This is a genomic window from Sphingomonas oligoaromativorans (assembly GCF_011762195.1).
Lineage (GTDB): Bacteria > Pseudomonadota > Alphaproteobacteria > Sphingomonadales > Sphingomonadaceae > Solisphingomonas > Solisphingomonas oligoaromativorans.
The window spans coordinates 52,806-72,158 of the sequence record NZ_JAASQK010000002.1 but is presented as its reverse complement, the minus strand read 5'-3'; the positions used below and the strand labels follow the sequence as shown (position 1 = coordinate 72,158).

General features: G+C 66.0%; 22 protein-coding genes. 16 read left to right on the top strand and 6 right to left on the bottom strand.

Going from position 1 to position 19,353, the window contains the following annotated elements; all coding sequences use genetic code 11:
* Positions 1-25: 25 nt before the first annotated feature.
* Positions 26-2,869, bottom strand: a complete 2,844-nt coding sequence (locus FHS98_RS04365) for a TonB-dependent receptor plug domain-containing protein (protein WP_167100589.1) — start codon at positions 2,867-2,869, stop codon at positions 26-28.
* Positions 2,870-3,190: 321 nt separating this feature from the next.
* Here FHS98_RS04365 and FHS98_RS04360 point away from each other — a divergent pair, with 321 nt between their 5' ends.
* From FHS98_RS04360 to FHS98_RS04340, 5 genes are all read left to right on the top strand, one after another.
* Complete coding sequence (locus FHS98_RS04360) at positions 3,191-3,958, top strand: ThuA domain-containing protein (protein ID WP_167100586.1); 768 nt, start codon at positions 3,191-3,193, stop codon at positions 3,956-3,958.
* 122 nt (positions 3,959-4,080) lie between these two features.
* Positions 4,081-4,599, top strand: coding sequence for a DoxX family protein (locus FHS98_RS04355; protein ID WP_243847859.1), 519 nt, complete (start codon positions 4,081-4,083; stop codon positions 4,597-4,599).
* Positions 4,600-4,851: 252 nt separating this feature from the next.
* Positions 4,852-5,349, top strand: coding sequence for a VOC family protein (locus FHS98_RS04350; protein ID WP_208402015.1), 498 nt, complete (start codon positions 4,852-4,854; stop codon positions 5,347-5,349).
* Positions 5,342-6,004, top strand: a complete 663-nt coding sequence (locus FHS98_RS04345) for a dihydrofolate reductase family protein (RefSeq protein WP_167100583.1) — start codon at positions 5,342-5,344, stop codon at positions 6,002-6,004. The genes FHS98_RS04350 and FHS98_RS04345 overlap by 8 nt, the downstream gene beginning before the upstream one ends.
* A gap of 2 nt (positions 6,005-6,006) precedes the next feature.
* Entirely contained in the window at positions 6,007-6,666 is a 660-nt protein-coding gene (locus FHS98_RS04340; RefSeq protein WP_167100580.1) for a glutathione S-transferase family protein, read from the top strand.
* On the opposite strand, the gene FHS98_RS04335 is transcribed toward FHS98_RS04340, so the two are convergent.
* The 3 genes from FHS98_RS04335 to FHS98_RS04325 form a co-directional block, all read right to left on the bottom strand.
* Positions 6,634-7,173, bottom strand: a complete 540-nt coding sequence (locus tag FHS98_RS04335; protein ID WP_167100577.1) for a hypothetical protein — start codon at positions 7,171-7,173, stop codon at positions 6,634-6,636. The genes FHS98_RS04340 and FHS98_RS04335 overlap by 33 nt on opposite strands.
* Before the next feature lie 71 nt (positions 7,174-7,244).
* A complete protein-coding gene (locus FHS98_RS04330) occupies positions 7,245-8,264 on the bottom strand; it encodes an acetamidase/formamidase family protein (protein WP_167100573.1) in 1,020 nt (339 codons plus the stop codon).
* Positions 8,261-9,574, bottom strand: a complete 1,314-nt coding sequence (locus FHS98_RS04325) for a M20/M25/M40 family metallo-hydrolase (RefSeq protein WP_167100569.1) — start codon at positions 9,572-9,574, stop codon at positions 8,261-8,263. The genes FHS98_RS04330 and FHS98_RS04325 overlap by 4 nt, the downstream gene beginning before the upstream one ends.
* Positions 9,575-9,777: 203 nt before the next feature.
* On the opposite strand from FHS98_RS04325, the gene FHS98_RS04320 reads away from it, so the two are divergent.
* Positions 9,778-10,683 carry a YeeE/YedE thiosulfate transporter family protein gene (locus FHS98_RS04320; protein ID WP_208402013.1) on the top strand — a complete coding sequence of 302 codons (906 nt, stop codon included), beginning with the start codon at positions 9,778-9,780 and terminating at the stop codon, positions 10,681-10,683.
* Between the two features lie 51 nt (positions 10,684-10,734).
* Here FHS98_RS04320 and FHS98_RS04315 read toward each other — a convergent pair whose 3' ends face one another.
* Together FHS98_RS04315 and FHS98_RS04310 are read right to left on the bottom strand one after the other, a co-directional pair.
* Positions 10,735-11,190, bottom strand: a complete 456-nt coding sequence (locus FHS98_RS04315) for a DoxX family protein (RefSeq protein ID WP_167100559.1) — start codon at positions 11,188-11,190, stop codon at positions 10,735-10,737.
* Positions 11,191-11,262: 72 nt separating this feature from the next.
* Positions 11,263-11,535: a BufA1 family periplasmic bufferin-type metallophore gene (locus FHS98_RS04310; protein WP_167100555.1), complete on the bottom strand. Its 273-nt coding sequence runs from the start codon at positions 11,533-11,535 to the stop codon at positions 11,263-11,265.
* 214 nt (positions 11,536-11,749) lie between these two features.
* Between FHS98_RS04310 and FHS98_RS04305 the strand changes: the two genes are divergently transcribed.
* From FHS98_RS04305 to FHS98_RS04260, 10 genes are all read left to right on the top strand, one after another.
* Positions 11,750-12,292 carry a sigma-70 family RNA polymerase sigma factor gene (locus FHS98_RS04305; RefSeq protein WP_167100552.1) on the top strand — a complete coding sequence of 181 codons (543 nt, stop codon included), beginning with the start codon at positions 11,750-11,752 and terminating at the stop codon, positions 12,290-12,292.
* Positions 12,289-12,930, top strand: a complete 642-nt coding sequence (locus FHS98_RS04300; protein ID WP_167100549.1) for a DUF1109 domain-containing protein — start codon at positions 12,289-12,291, stop codon at positions 12,928-12,930. Before FHS98_RS04305 ends, FHS98_RS04300 begins: the two co-directional genes overlap by 4 nt.
* Before the next feature lie 72 nt (positions 12,931-13,002).
* Positions 13,003-13,269: a BufA2 family periplasmic bufferin-type metallophore gene (bufA2, locus tag FHS98_RS04295; protein WP_167100545.1), complete on the top strand. Its 267-nt coding sequence runs from the start codon at positions 13,003-13,005 to the stop codon at positions 13,267-13,269.
* Between the two features lie 50 nt (positions 13,270-13,319).
* Entirely contained in the window at positions 13,320-14,153 is an 834-nt protein-coding gene (bufB, locus tag FHS98_RS04290) for an MNIO family bufferin maturase (protein ID WP_167100541.1), read from the top strand.
* Positions 14,150-14,896: an HvfC/BufC N-terminal domain-containing protein gene (locus FHS98_RS04285; RefSeq protein ID WP_167100538.1), complete on the top strand. Its 747-nt coding sequence runs from the start codon at positions 14,150-14,152 to the stop codon at positions 14,894-14,896. Before bufB ends, FHS98_RS04285 begins: the two co-directional genes overlap by 4 nt.
* A 354-nt stretch (positions 14,897-15,250) precedes the next feature.
* The gene (locus FHS98_RS04280; RefSeq protein WP_167100533.1) at positions 15,251-15,469 is read left to right on the top strand and encodes a hypothetical protein; all 219 of its coding nucleotides are present in this window, start codon (positions 15,251-15,253) and stop codon (positions 15,467-15,469) included.
* A 99-nt stretch (positions 15,470-15,568) separates the two neighbouring features.
* Entirely contained in the window at positions 15,569-16,540 is a 972-nt protein-coding gene (locus tag FHS98_RS04275; protein WP_167100529.1) for a zinc-binding alcohol dehydrogenase family protein, read from the top strand.
* A gap of 168 nt (positions 16,541-16,708) precedes the next feature.
* Positions 16,709-17,233 (top strand): type VI secretion system contractile sheath small subunit, encoded by a 525-nt coding sequence (gene tssB, locus FHS98_RS04270; protein WP_167100524.1) that lies wholly within the window; start codon positions 16,709-16,711, stop codon positions 17,231-17,233.
* Positions 17,234-17,258: 25 nt separating this feature from the next.
* Positions 17,259-18,752: a type VI secretion system contractile sheath large subunit gene (gene tssC / locus FHS98_RS04265; protein ID WP_167100521.1), complete on the top strand. Its 1,494-nt coding sequence runs from the start codon at positions 17,259-17,261 to the stop codon at positions 18,750-18,752.
* A 62-nt stretch (positions 18,753-18,814) separates the two neighbouring features.
* Complete coding sequence (locus FHS98_RS04260; RefSeq protein WP_167100518.1) at positions 18,815-19,303, top strand: Hcp family type VI secretion system effector; 489 nt, start codon at positions 18,815-18,817, stop codon at positions 19,301-19,303.
* Positions 19,304-19,353 lie beyond the last annotated feature (50 nt).

Sequence of the window (19,353 nt, the reverse complement as noted above, 5' to 3'; positions counted from 1 at the left end):
CGAAGCCGGCGGCTGGCCCTCGGGGTCAGAGCTTCAGGCCGACGCGGGCGTAGAAGAACTGGCCCGGCAGATCATATACGGCCGGATCATAGTTGCTGAGCTGGCAGCTATAGCAGGCCGGCGGCGCGGTGCCGGCGATGTTGTTGACGCCCACCGAGAAGGTGACGGCGTCATGCGCCAGCCTGGTGTCCCAGCTCAGCAGCAGGTCGCCATAGAGACGCCGGCCGAGCGTGTGGCCGGGGTTGGAGCCGCCGCTCTCGGTCACGCCGCTCAGATAGCGCCCGGTCAGCGAAGCGGTGAAGCTGCCCAGCGTCCAGTCGGTCGTCGCGGTCGACTTGAAGCGCGGATAGGCCTGGCTGCCCGATTCCGTGCCGACGCGCTTGATGCGGACATTGCCGTCCGTGGTCGGCTGGATCTGATCGAAGCTGAAGGTGAAGGTGTTCTGCCAGTTGAAACCGAAGCTGCCATAGCCGGTTTCCGGCGAGCGATAGTTGAAGTTGATGTCGAGCCCGTCGGTCTTCAGGCTGGACAGGTTCTGGAGGATGCCGTCGATGCGGATGATCTGCCCGGTGGCGCTGCGGTGGATCTTCGAGCAGCTCAGCGGATCGCCATTGACCTCGCAGGCTTCCAGCAGCGAGGTCGTGTCGACCGCGCCGATCGCGTTCTTCACCTTGATATGGTAATAGCTCGCCTCCAGCGTGAGCGTCCGCGCCCACGCGCTGGCCCAGGACGCCGAATAGACGGCGCCGCCCACCCAGCTTCGCGAGGTTTCCGGCTTCAGGGCGGGGTTTCCGCTGGTGTAGACCGGCAACTGCTCGTTGTTCTGGCCGTAATTGCCGTTCGGCGTGACGCCGTTGGCCGAGCAGTTGGCCACCAGGTTGGCGGGCGACACGCCGGTCTGCACGCCGTTGCAGGGATCGGTCGCCGGATCGTCGAAGCGCGAGGGCGATCCGAAGGATTCCGCGATCGAAGGCGCGCGGAAGCCCTGCGCATAGGTGCCGCGCAGCAGCAGGTCATGCACCGGCTTCCAGTCCGCGCCCGCCTTCACCGTCGCCTTGGAGCCGCTGCTCGAATAGTTCGAATAGCGCGCCGCGAACGAGGCGTTCAGCATCTCGAAGAAGGGCTTGTCCTTGAGGACGGGGACCGACAACTCGCCGTAGACTTCGTCGGCCTTGATATGCCCGGCGCTGGCCGCGGCGGGGATGTCGGCGCCGAGCCCCGCCTGGATGATCGGGTCTGGCGTGAAGGAGCCCTTCTGGTCGCGATGCTCGTAACCGAGCGCGATGCCGACCGGCCCCGCCGGCAGATCGAACAGCGAGCCGGTGAGGTTGACCGTGCCGTCCCAGAGGCGCTGCATCGAGCGATCATGCTGGGTGAAGGCGATGAAGTTGTACATTTCCGGCGTGATCGTGCCGGCGCCGCCAAACACGTTGAGCGGCACGCACGGATCGGTGCAGTCCGCGATCGGGCCGAGCGCCTGCTGCACCTTCGCCGCGTTGACGTTGCCGCTGACCGACTGCTGGGCGCGGCTGGTGCCGTAGATGCCGTTCACATCCCAGAACCAGTCGTGCGACAGGAACTGGAACTTTCCGCTCAGCGTCGCGGTGCCGTAATAGCTGTCGACGGTCTGCGCGTAATGGCGCGGGCCACCCTCGACGAGACGGCGGGCGACGAAGCTGTAGTTGCTCGCCCCCGGCGCGGCGCTTAGCGTGCCGAACGGGTTATACGGGTTGCTGCCGTCGATCGTGATGTTGTCGAGCAGGTTGCCGTTGCCCGAATCCGGGCCGATGAACAGCGGCAGCGGCGCCGCCTGGTTGGCGGACTGGCGGCGGTTGAAGAAGAATTTGCCGCTGAACTTGATGTCGTCGCCGAGCGGCTGCTCGACATTCGCGAAGGCCGAATAACGCTTGTAGGGCGTCAGCAGATAGTTGGTCGGCTGGAAATTATAGCGATCCGGCGTCGTGAAATCGCGATAGTCGGCCAGCGTGGGGATGCCGGTGATCGGAGCCTTGACCGTCAGGTTCTGCCCCAGAACCAGAAAGCGGCCGTTCGGCGTCGCCGAGCTGCAACCCGAATTGCATTCGGTCAGGAACGGGTCCGGGAATTCCGAGAAGGTGCGATCGCCGGCGAACACCGGCTTCTGGCTGACATAGCTGCCGCCGACGATGATCTCGGTGCCGGTGCTCTTGATGCCGAAGCCATAGCTGATGTCGTAATTCTGGGTGAAGCCGTCACCTTCCTTGAAGACGCCATGCTGCGCGCTGGCTTCGAGGCCGTCCTGCTTGGTCTTGGTGATGATGTTCACCACGCCGCCGATCGCGTCCGAACCGTAGATCGCTGACGCGCCGTCGTTCAGCACTTCGACGCGCTCGATCGCGGCCTGCGGGATGGCGTTGAGGTCGACCGAGGCCGGGATGCCCGACGCCGACGATCCGTTGACGAAGCGCATCGAGTCCACCAGCACCAGCGTGCGCTTGGAGCCGAGATAGCGCAGATTGATCTCCGACGCGCCCGCGCCGACGCCGCCGCCGTCCGGCGGATTGCCGAGATTGCCTGAATTGTTGCTCTTCGTGTTGAGGCCGCCGGCGGACCCCGGCAGGCGTTGCAGCACGTCAGCGATCGAACTCAGGCCGGTGCGCGCGATGTCTTTCTGGTCGACGAAGGTGACGGGGGAGGGCTGGTCCAGCGGGCTGTGCCGGATGCGCGAGCCGGTGACGATGATCTCGCTCGAGGATTCAGCGTCGGTGCCGGTTTGCGCCACGCTCAGCGGTGCGTCGGGCGTGCCCGTCTGTGCGAGGGCGGGGCCGGCCGCGAGCGCGAGACTCAGCGCAGCGAAACCGGTGTGACCAAGGAAATACGCCTGTTTCATGAGAAAACACCCCTTGTCTTGCAGGGGCTTTTGCCGCGCGGATCAGGTGCTCTGTCCCCGTCGTCGCCCCCGTCGCGGAGAGGGTGAGCAAGCCTTGTTGAGATTGCAACGGCGTTTGTATCCAAGCTGCAATTTCATTGCGATGTGTTGCAATCGGGAATGTAAGACCCGGCAGGACAGCAGTTCCCGCAGTCTTTACGCCGCCAGCCTCCCGCCGCGGCATCGCCTTGTCGCCTCATTTGTGGCGGCATGGCGGATATGTGCTGTTCATTTTGTCGCACAAATTGGCATATGCGGCGCGGTTCGGAAGAGGAGATGCTCATGAAACGCGCTGTCCGGGTTCTGGCCGCCATTGTCGCGCTGACGGTTTCCACGAAGAGTTGGGCCGAGGATCAATTCAAGATGCTGGTCCTGGCGGTGCCGAGCAAATATCATTACGAATATATTCCCATTGCTCGGGATAGTCTCGAAAAGATGGCCCGACAGCATTCCTTCGGAGTAACCTTTACCAGCAAGGTGGAGGCATTTGACGGCGACTTGCGGCAATATGCGGTGGTGATGTTCCTGAACACGCCCGCTGAGGAGTTGAACTCCGCCCAGCGCCGGAAATTCGAGGACTATATGCGCGCCGGCGGCAATGCGATCGTCGTGCATCGCGCTGCGATCATCCCGGCGAACAATTGGGTCTGGTACGAAAAGCTCGTCGGTCGCGCGGTCGGCGCCCATCCGATGTTGCAGACCGGGGTGGTGACCGTGGCGGACAAGGGGTTCCCCGCCACCTACGGGCTCCCCGAACGCTGGATCTGGAGCGACGAGTTCTATCCGACCACCAATCCTCATGACGTCCAGATCCACCCCGTGCTGGACGTCGACGAAACCAGCTATGATCCGACGAAAATCTGGCCGGGCCAGGTGGCGAAGGCGATGGGCAAGGATCATCCCGTCGCCTGGTATCATCATTATGAGAAGGGCCGGGTGTTCGTCACCACGCTCGGCCATGAAGGCGATGCCTATCGCGATCCGCAATATCTGACCCACCTGTTGGGCGGAATCTACTGGACCGCGACCGGTCTGGGGCAGGCGCGCTGATCGACCTGCCCCCGGCAGGCGAACGGGCCGTGCGCGATCGATGGCCTCGGTCGCGCAGCCTCGCCTGTAACCACAGCCACATGCCCTGCGTATGGTCGGAGTGGAGAATATGAGGGCGAAGAATGTCGGTGGTGATGCAGGGATTGCAGGGCTTCGGAAGAAACCACTTCGCACGCTGGGCGCCGATCCCGCTGCGCCTGATCGTCGGCTACGGCTTCATGGAGCATGGTTTCGCGAAGCTCGGGCGCGGGGTGGAGATGTTCGCGCATATCCTCCAGGCCATGGGTATGCCCCTGCCGTCCGTGCTGGCGTGGGCCACGGTGCTGATCGAGATTTTCGGTGGCCTGGCGGTGCTGCTGGGCGGACTCGTTGCGCTGGCCAGCATTCCGATGGCCATCGTTCTGCTGGTCGCGATCTTCACCGTCCATCTCCCCAACGGCTTCAGTTCGATCAAACTGCAATCCTTCGGCCCGGCTGGAGCGCAATTCGGCCAGCCGGGTTATGAATGCGACCTGCTTTACCTCGGCGGCCTTGCGGCGCTCGTCCTGGGCGGGGCCGGGCCGTTCTCGATTGACGGGCTTATCCGCCGGAAGATCGACCGGGCTCGCCCAATGCCTGTTCGGGTCAACAATGGAGGATGACATGCACGATATGCAGCGGTTGAAGCACCTGAAGGATCTCGATGCCGGAGCCCCGGAGGCGATCGCCGCGCTCTATCGCTGAGGTTCCGCGCCGAAGCCGTTGGGCAACCTTCCATTTTGAACTTCATGCACGCGAAGAGCGTTTCCGCGGCTATCGTCCGGGATGGGCGGATCGCGCGATACTTGGTGGGTGGACTCCATCGCATCGGTCGTTCGATCATGGGCTCGATGGCGCAGCCAGCAGGGAGAGGCATGATGGACAGGATGATCGCGTGCCTGTGGTTCGATCATGGTGAGGCGCGCCGGGCGGCCGAATTCTATGCGAGCGTCTTTCCCGACAGCCATGTGGGCGCCGCCCATGCCGCCGCCACCGACTTTCCCGGCGGCGAACGGGGCATGGAGCTGACGGTCGATTTCACCGTGCTCGGCCGCCCGTTCGTGGGGCTCAATGGCGGGCCGCGTTTCAAGCCCAACGAAGCCGTCAGCTTCATGGTGCTGACCGAGGATCAGGAAGAGACCGACCGCTATTGGAATGCGATCATCGGCCATGGCGGCACGGAGAGCGCATGCGGCTGGTGCAAGGATCGCTGGGGCTTTTCCTGGCAGATCACCCCGCGCGTGCTGCTCGAAGCGACCACCGATCCCGATCGCGCCGCCGCCAGGCGGGCGATGGAGGCGATGATGACCATGCGCAAGATCGATATCGCCACGATCGAGGCCGCGCGCCGGGGCGAGGCGGCCGATGCGTAGGATCGTCGGCAGCGTATTCCAGTCGCTCGACGGCGTGATGCAGGCGCCCGGCGGGCCTTCGGAGGACTGGACCGGCGGTTTCGAACTTGGCGGGTGGCTGTGGCCGCTCGACGACGAAGCGACCGGCGCGTGGATCGGCGAGCTGTTCGGCGGCGCCTATGACCTGCTGCTCGGCCGCAAGACCTACGAGATCTTCGCCGCCTATTGGCCCTATGTCTCCGGCGAGGAGGCGCCCATCGCCGACGCCTTCAACCGCGCCGGCAAATATGTGCTGACGCGCGGACAAGACCCGCTCGACTGGGAGAACAGCCACCGGCTCGCCAGCATCGATGCGATCGCCGAGCTCAGGCAGGGCGACGGCCCCGATCTCATCATACAGGGCAGCAGCACGCTCTATCCCGCGCTGCTGGAGGCCGGCCTGCTGGACCGGCTGACGACGCTGACCTATCCGCTGGTGCTGGGCAGCGGCAAGCGGTTGTTCGGCGCCGGCACGCCACCCCGTTCGCTCAGGCTCGTCCGGCACAGCGTCTCGCCCAAGGGGACGATCATCGCGCATTACGAGCCCGATGGCGCGGTCCGCACCGGCAGCTTCCTGACGATCGAGCCGGGCGAGCGCGAGAAGGCGCGGCAACAGCGTATGAAGATGGAGGGCTGAGGATGTCGCTGGAGCTTTTCGGCCATCCCTTCTCGTCCTACACCTGGAAGGCGCTGATCGCGCTCTACGAGAATGACACGCCGTTCGCCTTCCGCACGCTCGGCCCCGATCATCCGGGAAATGGCGCGGCGTTCTCGGCGCTGTCGCCCGTGGGCAAATTCCCGGTGCTGGTGGATGGCGATCGCGCTATCGCCGAGGCGACCGCGATCATCGAATATCTCGACGTGGCCCATCCCGGCGCGGTGCGCCTCGTGCCCGACGATCGCATCGCGGCTATCGAGGTGCGGATGCTGGACCGCCTGTTCGACAATTATGTGATGACGCCGATGCAGACGATCGTCGGCGATGCGCTGCGTCCCGACGATCAGCGCGACGCCTATGGCGTCGACCGGGCGAGGGCGATGCTCGATACGGCCTATGCATGGTGTGATCGCCATATGGCGACGCGCGATTGGGCGGCGGGCGGTGCCTTCTCGCTGGCCGATTGCGCCGCCGGACCGTCGCTGTTCTACGCCGACTGGGTGCATCCGATCGGGGATCGATTCCCGGCGATTGCCGCCTATCGCGCGCGGCTGCTGGCGCGGCCGGGCATCAGGCGCTGCGTCGACGAGGCGAGGCCCTACCGCCCGCTATTCCCGCTCGGCGCGCCCGATCGCGACTGAAGGCGAGGCGGCCACGCCGCCGCGCAACGCGCGCGAGACGATGAGCGCGATCGGCAGGCCAACGAGAATGCAGTGCGAGAACAGCGCGTTGCCGATGCCATAAGCCGTGTGCGGAAGCGGCATGTCCGGCCAGCGCAGCGGCCTCACGATCCAATACATCACGATCCACAGCAGGACGCCGTAGCCGAGCCCCGCGCGCACCGGATGACGGACGAGCGCAGGCACCCGCCGCGCGCACAGCGCATAGGCGGTCACCATGCACGCCATGATCGCATAGTGGACGACGATCCCCGCAAACGCCCAGCCGCCACCCTGGAGCGCCTTGTCGCCGAAGGGGCCGCTCGCGACGAAATGCAGGACGGCGGCCGGACCCACGCCGGCCAGACCCGCGAAACCGAAGGCCGAAAGGATGTCCAGCGTGCCGGCCGCGATCGTGGCTTCCACGATCGCGCCGGGGAGCGAGCCGCGTCCGGGCACGGACAGCCCGGCTTCGGATATCGGATTCATGTCAGCCCCTCCTCGTCGATGACCAAAAACCGATGCCGCTTCATCCGGCGCAATGCGCTGATCGCCCGATATCACTGGCGGCGCGTGAAAAGATCCTTCGCAAGCGTCACATGCACGCCCTTGTTATGGTCGACCAGTTCGGTGATCTCGACATCGCCCGCCACGCTGATGAGCATATAGGCGTCGTCGCGCGTCATGCCCTTGGTGGTGACGAGGAAGTCGATCATGTTCCGCAGCGCCTTGCGGGTGGCGTTGCTGAGATCGTCGTCGAAGCCCATCGCGATATAATGGGTCGGCGTTTCGGCGCGCGGATAGGGGGATTTCTCCCCCTTGTGCAGGATGAACTGGAAGGTGCCGGTCAGCGAGGTTTCGAGCGCGGTGATGTCGACCTCGCCATTGCCCTGGCCGGCATGGCCGTCGCCGACCTGGAACAGCGCGCCCGGCGCATGGACCGGCAGGAACAGGGTGGTTCCGGCGACGAGCGCCTTGTCGTCCATGTTGCCGCCGTTGATCGTCGGCGGCGCGCTGTCGTAGCGGCCGAAGGAGGCGGGCGGGGCCACGCCCATGCTGCCGAAGAAGGGGTGGAGCGGTATGTCGATGCCCGGCCCGAACCGGGCCATCATCGCCTGCCGGTCGAGCGGGATGATCTTCATCCGCGCATAGGGGAAATCGTCGGTCAGGAAGCCCGCGCCGTAGCGGAAGGCATTGTAGGCATAAGGGATCGCCAGATCGATCTTGAGGATGCGGACTTCCAGCGTATCGCCGATCTCCGCGCCCTCGATCGCGATCGGGCCGGTGAGGATATGGCCGCCCGGCCCGCGCGCGGATTGCGGCACGCCGTCGAACACGGCCTTGAGCGCCGGCTCGATATCGGCCTCCGCCACGCCGGCCTTGGCGAGGCCGGCCGGGCTGTTGGTGAGCAGCGTGTGGACCGTCACCGTGTCGCCCGACTTGACGGTGAGCACCGGCTTCGAGGTGGCGTCATAATGCCCCCAGGCGACCGTTTGCGGCGTTGCCGCAAGCTCATAGCGCGCGGCGATCGCGGGCATCGGCGCGAGGGCGAGGATCGTTGCCAGCAGGGCCTGCTTCATTTGCTGCTCCCCGGAGCCGGGCGCGGCGGCACGCCGGCGAAGGTGACGAGGCTCTCCGCGCCTGTCGCGCCAAGCGCCGACACGCCGAAGAAATGATCGTCGATGTTGACGTGGGCGAGGTCGAGCGAGGTGGCGGAGGCCGGCACGTCGCGCTGGTCGGTCCAGACGAAGCCGTCCGCGCGCCGCCAGCGGACCCGATAGCCGGCGGCGCCGGGCACAGGTTGCCAGGCGACATGGGTATCGTCGCTGAGCGCGCCCGCGATCGACACCCCGGCGGGCGCCGCCGGCGCGCTCGCCAGTTCGCGGATGACCGCGACGTTGAGCGCCGTCACGCGTGCGAGATAGGGGAAGTCGACGAACTCGATCGTGTCGCCATAGCGGCGCCCGTTCTCGGTGCGGATCGTCTGGTGCTGGCGGTCATAATCCTCGGTCGCCTCGCTGAAGCGCACCGCCGGATAGCCGGCCTGCAGGAAGGGGATATGATCGCCGCCGCGCTGGAAGCGATCGGGGCGGCGCACCGCGATCACGTCGAGGCCGATGCTCTTGTCAGCCTTGGCGACGCGCACGATCGCCTTCGCCAGCGCGCGGGAGGGGGAATCATCCTCGCCGCCGATCGCCCGCTGTTGCTTCACGCCCGCGGCGTCCGCCGCCGTCTCGATGCCCTCGCTGAACACGCGGACCCGATCGTCGACATGCTCGCCGCCGATGCCGTGGGTGTTGCCGACGATATCGTTATTGAGCACCGCCGCGACCTTCCAGCCGCGCGCCTTCGCGGTGTCCGCCAGCAGCTTGCCGCCCCAGAGGCCTTGTTCCTCGCCCGAAAGCGCGGCGTAGACGATCGTCGCGGGGAATTTCTCGCGGGAGAGCAGGCGGGCAGCCTCCATCACCAGCGCCACGCCGGAGGCGTCGTCATTGGCGCCGGGCGCATCGGTGGTGGCGTCCATCACGTCGTTGACACGGCTGTCGATATGCCCCTGCACGATGATGACGCGCCCCGGATCGCCGTTGCCCTTCTGGACCGCGATGACGTCCTCCACGCGAACGCCATTGGGCGCGCGCGGGCCGGAGGTGGTGGTGCCGATGGTCTCGACCGCGAGGCAGTCGCCGCAGCCATGGCCGATCTCCGCGAACCGTCCCGCGACCCAGCGGCGGGCCGCGCCGATGCCTCGCGCCGGGTCCGTCGTCGTGGAGAGCGTATGGCGCGTGCCGAAGCTCACCAGCTTGGCGATCGTGGCATGGAGCGCAGCGGGGTCCGTTGCGGGAGCAGGCGCGGCGGCGACGGCGAGCAGGGCGAGGAGCGGCTGTTTCATTACGCCTGTGTGTTGCACGCGGGGCGTATCCGCAACCCCGTTGCTCCGGGATTGGGAAGGGGCCTTTGTCCAAGGCCCGTGCCGGCGTCCGGCGGTTTATCAGTAGCCTGACGTCATCGCCTTGCCCCGGCCCCCGAAATCCATAGGAATCGAGCGGCGCAATCATTGGGGCGACATGGATTATGGTGGGCACGTCCTGGCTCGTGGCTCTTCTGGCGGTGGCCGCCATCGGTTTCGCCAATCAGCGTGGCGGCACCTGCACCGTTGCGGCGATGAACGAGATCGTCGCCGAAGGTCGCTTCGGGCAGATGGCCGCGATGATGGAAGCGTCCATCTGGGTCGCGGGCGGATTGTTGCTGCTGTCGGTTCTGGGGTACTCTCCCTCGGTGTCGCCGGGCTATGCCGCGAGCAGCGCGACGATCGCCGGAGGGGTGCTGTTCGGGATCGGCGCGTTTTTGAACAGGGCCTGCTCGCTCGGTACGATCGCTCGCATCGGTTCGGGGGATTGGGCCTATCTTGCGACGCTCGTGGGCTTCTATCTCGGCGCATGGTCGACGCATGATTTGCCCGCGCCAGGCCAACTGACACAGGCTTCGCTTCTGCTCGGGACACCCGTGTGGTTGGCGATCTTCGTTCTGGCACTGCTGGCGGCGCGGGTCTTCACGCATGGCTGGCGGATGCGGCGGGGCGGCCGGGTAGCGCTTCGGCACGTCTGGTCACCGCACCTCGCGACGACCGTGATCGGGATCGCCTTCCTGGTGGCATTGGTGACCGCCGGCTCGTGGAGCTACACCAGCTTCCTGGGCGATCTCGCTCGTGGTTCCTGGCATGACCTGAAGCTCAAGCTCGCGCTCAATCTCGCCCTGCTGAGTGGTGCGATCATAGGCGGGTGGACCGCCAACCGACTGGGCTTCGTTCTGCCCGACCGGAAGAGAATTGCGCGCTGCCTTGCTGGCGGGACGATCATGGGGGCCGGTGCCACGCTCATTCCAGGCGGCAATACCCGCCTGATCCTGATGGGAATGCCCTTGTTGCACGCATATGCCTGGCTGGCGTTCGCCAGCATGTGCATCACGCTTTACGCCTTGATCCGGCTCACGCGCGCCTGAGGTTACCCCCTAACGCGCCTAAACGTCATCGGCGGATCGCGGCCATTCCCGTCACTGCGTGACGCGGGGCTCCAGTCCCGTCAGCCGGTCGAGCGACCATCGTCCGCCGCCCAGCGCGATCAGCGGCAGCAGCAGCCCGGCCCAGCTCAGATGCGTCGGCCAGGCATCGGGATAGACGAAGATCTCGATCACGCTCGTCATCCCGAACAGGGCGAGTGCCGCGGGCCGGGTGAACAGGCCGAGCACCAGCAGGATCGGGAAGAGATGCTCGGAATAGGCCGCGACATGGGCGGCGACGATCGGGTCCATGAAGGGCAGCGCATAATCGGTGCGGAACAGTTCGTAGGTGGAATCGGTGATGGTGATGAGCCCCTCCACCTTGGTCCGCCCGGACTGGAAGAAGACCGCCGCGATGCCGAAGCGGGCGACGAGCAGCAGCAGGTCTTGCGGCAGCAGGCGCCCGGCGAGGTGGCCGGCAAGTCGATAGGCGCGGATCGGCGAGAGCATGGCGGTTCCTTCTTCGAAAGGGCGGGGCTGTCCCGCCGCCGCCGGGCAGGGGCGACGGCGGGTGCGCGTGGCTCAAGCCCTGGGGGTGAGCGAGCCGAGGCCCTTGGGCGTCTTGATGCTGGTGCAGGTGCCGGCCTTCACCAGCTTCCACGCATTGCCCTGATAGTTGACCTTGGAAGTGCCCGCACAGGTGGTGCCGGCGCCGGCCTTGCAGTCGTTCTTGCCGGCGAGCGCCACGCCGAAGCATTTCTCCATCGGAGCCTTGCCGGCGTCGGCGGCATGGGCCGCGCCCGCCGCGAAGCTGAGCGCGAGGGTGGCGGCGAGAGCCGCGTGGGTCTTGGTCATGGCGTTCCTCAGTCGAATGCCTCTCGCGCGGCGGCGGCCTGTGGGGGAACGGCCGGCCGCCACGCGGTGACCACGGGGAGGCGTGGGGGTTCCGGGTCACGGCTGAGGTTACGCGGCCACCCGAAGGTCGGTTACATGGGCCGGCCGAGGAAAAGTTTGGCGGGAGGGTGTAACCGCCCGCCCGCATCGCGCGTAGCCCTTTCCCGGAGGGCGAATGCAGGCCAGCGAGGAACAGCTCAAGGCATGGATGTTGGCAGGGCTCGACGGCGATGCCGCGGGCCATGCCTGTCTGTTGCGCACGCTCGTTCCGATGCTGCGCGGATTTTATCGGCGCCGGTTGCGCGGTGCCGAGGATGATGTCGAGGATCTGGTGCAGGAAACATTGATCTCGGTTCACACCAAGCGCGAAAGCTATGACCGGGATCGCCCCTTCACGGCCTGGCTCTACGCGATCGCGCGCTATCGCCTGATCGATCATTATCGCCGCCGGAAGGTGGTCGTGCCCATCGAGGATGTCGAGGCGATCCTCGTCGCCGAAGGCTTCGAGGAGGCGACCTCGGCGCGGATGGATGTGGATGCCCTGCTCTCGACGCTCTCGCCCAAGCAGGCGCGGGCGATCCGCCACACGCATATCGACGGGCTCAGCGTCTCGGAGGCGGCGGTGCGCGCCGGCATCGGCGAGTCCGATGTGAAGGTTTCGGTGCATCGCGGACTGAAGACGCTCGCCGCCCGCCTGCGCGGGGAGGATCGGCGATGAACACCGACGATCTGATCCAGACGCTGAGCCGGGACGTGCCTCGCGTGTCGCACCGTGTGCTGGCGCGGCGGCTGGCCATCGGCATGGTCGGCGGCGGGATCATCACCATGATCCTCGTCACCGCCATCCTCGGCATCCGGCCGGATCTGCGCGTGGCGATGCACGGCTTCTCCTTCTGGATGAAGTGGACCTACACCCTCTCGCTGGGCGTGGGCGCGATCTTCGCCGTCTCGCGCCTCGCGCGGCCGACGCCGGTGTCGCTGCGCTGGCTCTGGCTGCTGGCGGTGCCGGTGCTGCTGCTCGCCGGCATCGGCATCGGGGAGCTGGTGGACACGCCCTCGCGCGACTGGCTGGCCATGTGGCTGGGCGGAAGCTGGAAGGTGTGCCCGTGGCTGGTGCTGACGCTGGCGATGCCGATCTTCGTGGGCCTGCTCTGGTCGTTCCGGCGGATGGCGCCGACGCGGCTGCGTGCGGCGGGCGCGGCGGCCGGCCTCGCGGCGGGCGCATGGGCGGCGACGATCTACTGCCTTCACTGCCCGGAGGTGTCGGCCATCTTCGTGCTCACCTGGTACAGCCTCGGCATCGTGCTGGCGGCGGCCGTCGGTGCGCTGATCGGCCCGAAGCTGATGCGCTGGTGAGGCTGTAACCGGGCTCGAAGGGGCTGCGTAGGAGGGGAGCCATTCCGGCACATCCTTTCGGGAGAGACCAAGATGACCCCTTCGAAGACCGCCGTCAGCTTCGCCGCCGCTGCCGCGCTTATCGCGCTGTCGGGCGCGAGCATCTCCAGCCCGGCGCTCGCCAAAGGCGCGAAGCTTGTCCACTGCTACGGCGTCAACGCCTGCAAGGGCCAGTCGGACTGCAAGTCGGGCAACCATGACTGCAAGGGCCTGAACGACTGCAAGGGGCAGGGCTTCAAGGCCGAGACCGCCAAGGCCTGCGCCGTCGACGGCGGCAGCCTGACCCCGCCGGCCAAGTGATCCCATGGGGTCGGCCCGGTGCGGCCGGCCCCTCTTCAAGGAGGCCCGGCATGTTCGACCGGCACCAGTTCGGCCTCGGCCTGCGCAAGCCGCATTATGGGGATTTCCTTGATGGAGACGCGGCGGTGCCCGTCGATTTCGTCGAGGTGATCTCCGAGAATTTCATGGTCGAGGGCGGCCGCCCGCTCGACGTGCTGGGCCATGTGCGGGAGCGGCATCCGGTGGCGCTCCATGGCGTCTCCATGTCGATCGGCTCGGCGGACGGGCTGGATGCGGACTATCTCCGGCGTTTGCGTGCGCTCGCCGATGCGATCGATCCGCTGTTCGTCTCCGATCATCTGAGCTGGTCGCGGATCGAGGGCTTCAACTCGCATGACCTGCTGCCGCTGCCCTATACCGGCGAGGCGCTGGACACGGTGTGCGCCAATGTCGCCCATGCGCAGGAGGTACTCGGCCGCGCCATGCTGATCGAGAACCCGTCGAGCTACATCGCCTTCGCCGGCGAGATGAGCGAGTGGGAGTTCCTCGACGCACTGTGCGCCCGGACCGGCTGCGGGCTGCTGCTCGACGTGAACAATATCTTCGTCAGCGCCAGCAACCATGGCTTCGATCCGATCGCCTATCTGGATGGCATCCCCGCCGCGCGGGTGCGGCAGATCCATCTTGCGGGGCACAGCCAGGGCGAAACGCTGCTGATCGACACGCATGACAAGCCGGTGCCGCATCCGGTCTGGTCGCTTTATGCGGCGGCGCTCGATCGGCTGGGGCCGGTCGCCACGATGATCGAGCGGGATGACGATATTCCGCCGCTGGCCGATCTGCTCGCCGAACTGGATGTCGCGCGCGGCATCGCCGGTGCCGGCCTGCGGAGGGCGGCGGCATGAGCCTGCTGGCCCTCCAGCGCGACTTCCGGGGCTGGCTGACGACGGAGGACGCCGGCACGGCGGCGCGCTTCGGAGCGCCGGCGGAGGCTGGTCTCGCCGTCTATCTCAACAATTATCGCGGGCAGTTGATGGCGTGCCTCTCGGAGAGCTTCGAGGTGGTGCGGGCGTGGATCGGCGATGCCGCCTTCGAGGCTGCGGCTGCCCAGCATATCGATCGCCTGCCGCCGCATAGCTGGACGCTCGACGCTTACGCGCTCGATTTCCCGGAGACGCTGGACCGGCTCCACCCGGAAGACCCGGAGATAGGCGAGCTGGGTCGGCTGGAGCGCGCGCTGGGGCTGGCCTTTATCGGGCCGGATGCTGCGCCGTTCGACCCCGCGAGCCTCGACGGGATCGACTGGGACGAGGCCGTGCTGCACCTCGTGCCGACCCTCACATCCTTTCCGGTGACGACCAATGCCGGTGCGATCTGGTCGGCCATATCTGGCGGGAATCAGCCACCGGCCGCCAGTTTCCTATCTGAGCCCGCATCGATCATGGTCTGGCGCAACGGGTTCGCGCCGTCCTTCCGCACGCTCGAGGCCGCCGAGGCCGAGGCGCTGGCCCTTATGATGGAGGGGCGGAACTTTGGCGCGCTGTGTGTCGATCTTGTCGCGCGCTTCGGCGAGGAGCAGGGGCCGGCTCTGGCGGGTGCTTTCCTCGGGCAATGGCTGGCCGACGGGCTGATCGCCTCCATTTCGTGACAGGGGGCGAGGGCCGGTTGCAGTAGCGTTGGGGCCATGCCCGATGCTGCATCTCCTTCATGCGACATGATGCGGTGTCCGTTGAGCGGCGCGAGATCGCCCGGCGCATCGGCTGACAGCGGCCGACCCATAGGACTCCTCACAAATCCCCGGAACCATTCGCGCCGGTCGCGGGCCTGATCGGCCACGCGATCCGGCTTGCCCGCTATGGCGCCCTCGGGAAAACCGCCGATGATCCGCATCTTGAATTTGTAACCATCAAAATGGCTATTGACAGGTTACAAAATGAATCGTAACCACCGTCATATCATTTGACAGGTTTTGCAATCGGGTGACGGACAAGGGAGGCCGAGCATGGTCGCGCATCGCATGATTGTGGCGTTCGCCCGAAGTGCTTGGGCGCAGTCCCCCGAAGGGGAAATCGCGCCGATGCGGAGCCCGCTCCATTCGTTCGACGAAGCCAGGATGTTCGTCGCGAAGCTGATCGAGGTCACGCTGCCGGATCTGGCTTTCCTCCTCATGTGCGGGACGCTGCTGGTCCGCATGCGAGCGCCGATGCTCAGAGGCTTTTGAGCCCGTTTCATTGCAGAGTTAGTAACCGTAATAACGGTATTAATATAGTTATATCATGAGGCGATGCGCCTCGGCACCCATCTTATCAAGGAGACGATCATGCGCGCCATCGTTCTGAACGGCTTCGGCGGCCTCGAAGCCCTTTCCTATCGCGACATTCCCGAGCCCGAGCCGCTCGCCGGCCATGTCGTGATCGAGATCAAGGCGTTCGGCATCAACCATGCTGAGATGCACATGCGGCGAGGCGAATGGGCGGAGGCCGCGCCGGTCTCCGGCATCGAATGTGTCGGCATCGTCAAATCCTGCCCCGGCGGCGAATTTCCGGTGGGCGCCAAGGTGGCGGCGCTGATGGGTGGCATGGGCCGCACCATCAACGGCAGCTATGCGGAGTTCACCCGCGTGCCGGTCGGCAATGTCGCGCTGGTCGAGGCGGACCTGCCCTGGGCGGAGCTGGCCGCCATCCCCGAAACCTATGCGACCGCGTGGACCTGTCTGTTCCGCAATCTGGAACTGAGGGCCGGGCAACTGATCGTCATCCGCGGCGCGACTTCCGCCTTCGGGCAGGCAGCGGTGAAGCTGGCGGTGAACGCCGGCGCGCGCGTGATCGCCACCACCCGCCAGAAGGAACGTTTCGCGATGCTGGAGGCGCTGGGCGTCGAACGCTGCGAGATCGAGCGGCCGGACCTGTCCCAGCATATCGCCGAGGCGAAAGAGATCGACGCCGTGCTCGATCTGGTCGGAAACAGCGTGGCGCTGGATTCGCTGGCGATGCTGCGCCGGGGCGGTCGCTCCTGCCTGGCCGGCTGGCTGGGCGGGCTCGATCCGATCCCCGATTTCAACCCGCTGCTCCAGATGGCGAGCGGCGTCTATCTCACTTTCTTCGGCAGTTTCGTGTTCGGCACGCCGGGTTTCCCGCTCTCCGACGTGCCGCTGGGCGAGATCGCGCGCGAGGCGGCGGCCGGCCGGCTCGACGTCAGGCCGAAGCGCGTCTTCCGCTTCGAGGAGGTGCCGGAGGCGCACCGGCTGATGGAAGCCAATGCCGCCGGGGGCAAGATGGTGGTCGTCCACTGATCCTGTCGATCCCCACCCCGGAAGGCCGGTAATCCGCCTCATGTCATCCGTAACTTAACCCCGCCGGCTTGAAACCAAGCTGAAGCCCGGCTCCGTCACATCGTCTCGCAAGACGAGAGGCTCTCGATGGGGGCCTCTCGCGGTCATCATCAACGCGAGGTCGAAGACATGGCATCGGCGAAAGGCGGACAACGCTTCATCAAGGAGAACCGGGCGCCCCGCGTTCATATCGAATATGAGGTCGAAACCTACGGATCGCGACAGAAGATCGAGATTCCGTTCGTGATGGGCGTCATGTCGGATCTGTCCGGCAAGAGCCTGGTCGAGAAGAAGCCGCATGAACAGCGCGACTTCGTCGAGTTCGACATGGACAATTTCGAGGAGCGGATGGAGCGCATCGCGCCCCGCGCCGCCTTCGCGGTGGAGAATACGCTCACCGGCGAAGGCCGCATGGGCGTCGATCTGACGTTCAAGACGCTGGAGGATTTCAATCCCGGTCAGGTCGCCCGCAACGTGCCGGCGCTCGCCAAGCTGCTGGAAGCGCGTGAGCAGCTCAACGACCTGATGCTCTACATGGACGGCAAGGCCGGCGCTCAGGAGCTTCTCGACAAGGTTCTGAAAGATCCCGCGCTGATGAAGGCGCTTGCCGCCGCACGTCCCGACGCCAGCGAGCAGGACACCGCCGCGGAATAACCGCCGGCCATTCCCGGAGAGAATTATGCCCCAGGAAATGCTTCAGCAGGCCGCGCCTGCCGAAATGACGACGGACGGCACGGCCGATGACTTCGCCCTGCTGCTCCAGAAGGAATTCAAGCCCGGCAGCGACGCCAAGCAGGCCCGCATCGAGCAGGCGGTCAGGACGCTCGCCAGCCAAGCGCTGGAGGATGCGGCGATCATCGGCGAGGACGTGTTCCTGACCGTCGATGCGCTCAAGGCCGCGATCGACCGCAAGCTGACCGAGCAGATCAACCGCATCATCCACCACCCGGAATTCCAGGCGCTGGAATCCGCGTGGCGCGGCCTCTGGTATCTGGTCGGCAACACGTCGACCGGCAAGGATCTGAAGATCCGGGTGCTCAACATCTCCAAGGAGGAGACGCGCCGCCAGCTTCGCCAGTATCGCGATGCGGCGTGGGACCAGAGCCCGCTGTTCAAGAAGGTCTATGAGTCCGAGTTCGGGCAGCTCGGCGGGCAGCCTTACGGCGCCATCGTCTGCGACTATTATTTCGACCATGGCGGCCCGGACATCGAGGTGATGAAGGGCCTGTCGAAGATCGGTGCCGCGGCGCATTGCCCGGTGATCGCGGCGGCGGCTCCGGGCCTGATCGGCATGGATAGCTGGGGCGAGCTGTCGAACCCGCGCGACATCGCCAAGCAGTTCGACGCCACGGACTATATGGCGTGGCGCTCGTTCCGGTCGTCCAACGACAGCCGCTACATGGCGCTGACCCTGCCGCGCTTCCTCGGTCGCCCGCTCTATGGCGCGGATACCGATCCGGTGCCCGAGTTCGCCTTCGAGGAAGAGGTCGACGGCCAGCATGACAAGCATCTCTGGCTGAACGCGTCCTATGCGCTCGGCGTGCGGATCACCGAGGCGTTCAAGACCTATGGCTGGTGTACCCGCATCCGCGGCGTGGAATCCGGCGGCACCGTCGAGGATCTGCCGACCGCGCTGTTCCCGACCGACGAGGGCGGTGTCGATGCGAAGTGCCCGACCGAGATCGCCATCTCGGATCGTCGCGAGGCGGAGCTGTCCAAGGCGGGCCTGATGGCGCTGGTGCATCGCAAGAACACCGATCACGCCACCTTCATCGGCGCGCAGACGCTGCACCAGCCCAAGGCCTATGAGGATGCGGACGCCACGGCGAGCGCCAACCTGTCGGCGCGGCTGCCCTATATCTTCGCGAGCTGCCGCTTTGCCCATTATCTGAAGTGCATGGTGCGCGACTGGATCGGCAGCTCCCGCGAGGCGCCGCAGCTCCAGGCCGATCTTCAGAGCTGGATCATGCAATATGTCGACGTCCAGCCGGACTTCTCGACCGAGGAGACCAAGGCGCGCAAGCCGCTGAAGCAGGCGTCGGTCGAGGTGATCCCCGACCCGGAGAACCCCGGCTATTATCGCGGCCTGTTCCGCATGATCCCGCACTATCAGCTCGAGGGCATAGACGTGTCGCTCAGCATGGTCTCGCGCCTGCCGCGCGCGGAAAAATAAGCGCGGCTTCCGGCGGACCGAAATCCCCGAACCCTTCCTGATCCACGAAAAAGGATTACGTCATGGCTGTCGATATCTTCCTCAAGCTCACGGGCATCAACGGTGAGTCCGAGGATGCCAAACATGCCCAGGAGATCGATATCATCGGCTGGAACTGGGGCATGAGCAACACCGGCACCGCCCATCTCGGCGGTGGCGCCGGCACCGGCAAGGTCAATATCCACGATCTGTCCGTCACCAAATATGTCGACCTCGCCTCGACCCCGCTGATGCTGAGCTGCGCGCAGGGCAAGCATGTCACCACCGCCACGCTCACCATCCGCAAGGCCGGCGGCGACAACCCGCTGGAATATCTCATCATCACCATGACCGAGGTGATGGTCACCAACATCCAGCACGGCGGCAGCAGCGGCGACGAGCGCACGACCGAGGTGATCTCGCTCAACTTCGAGAAGATCGACGTGAAATACACCGAACAGAGCAAGACCGGCGGCAGCGGCGGCGCCAGCCCCGAGTTCAAGTGGGACATCCTCAAGAACCAGGCGGCCTGACGGCCATGCGCGGCGTGCCCGGCCGATCGGGCACGCCATCGGGCCAGATG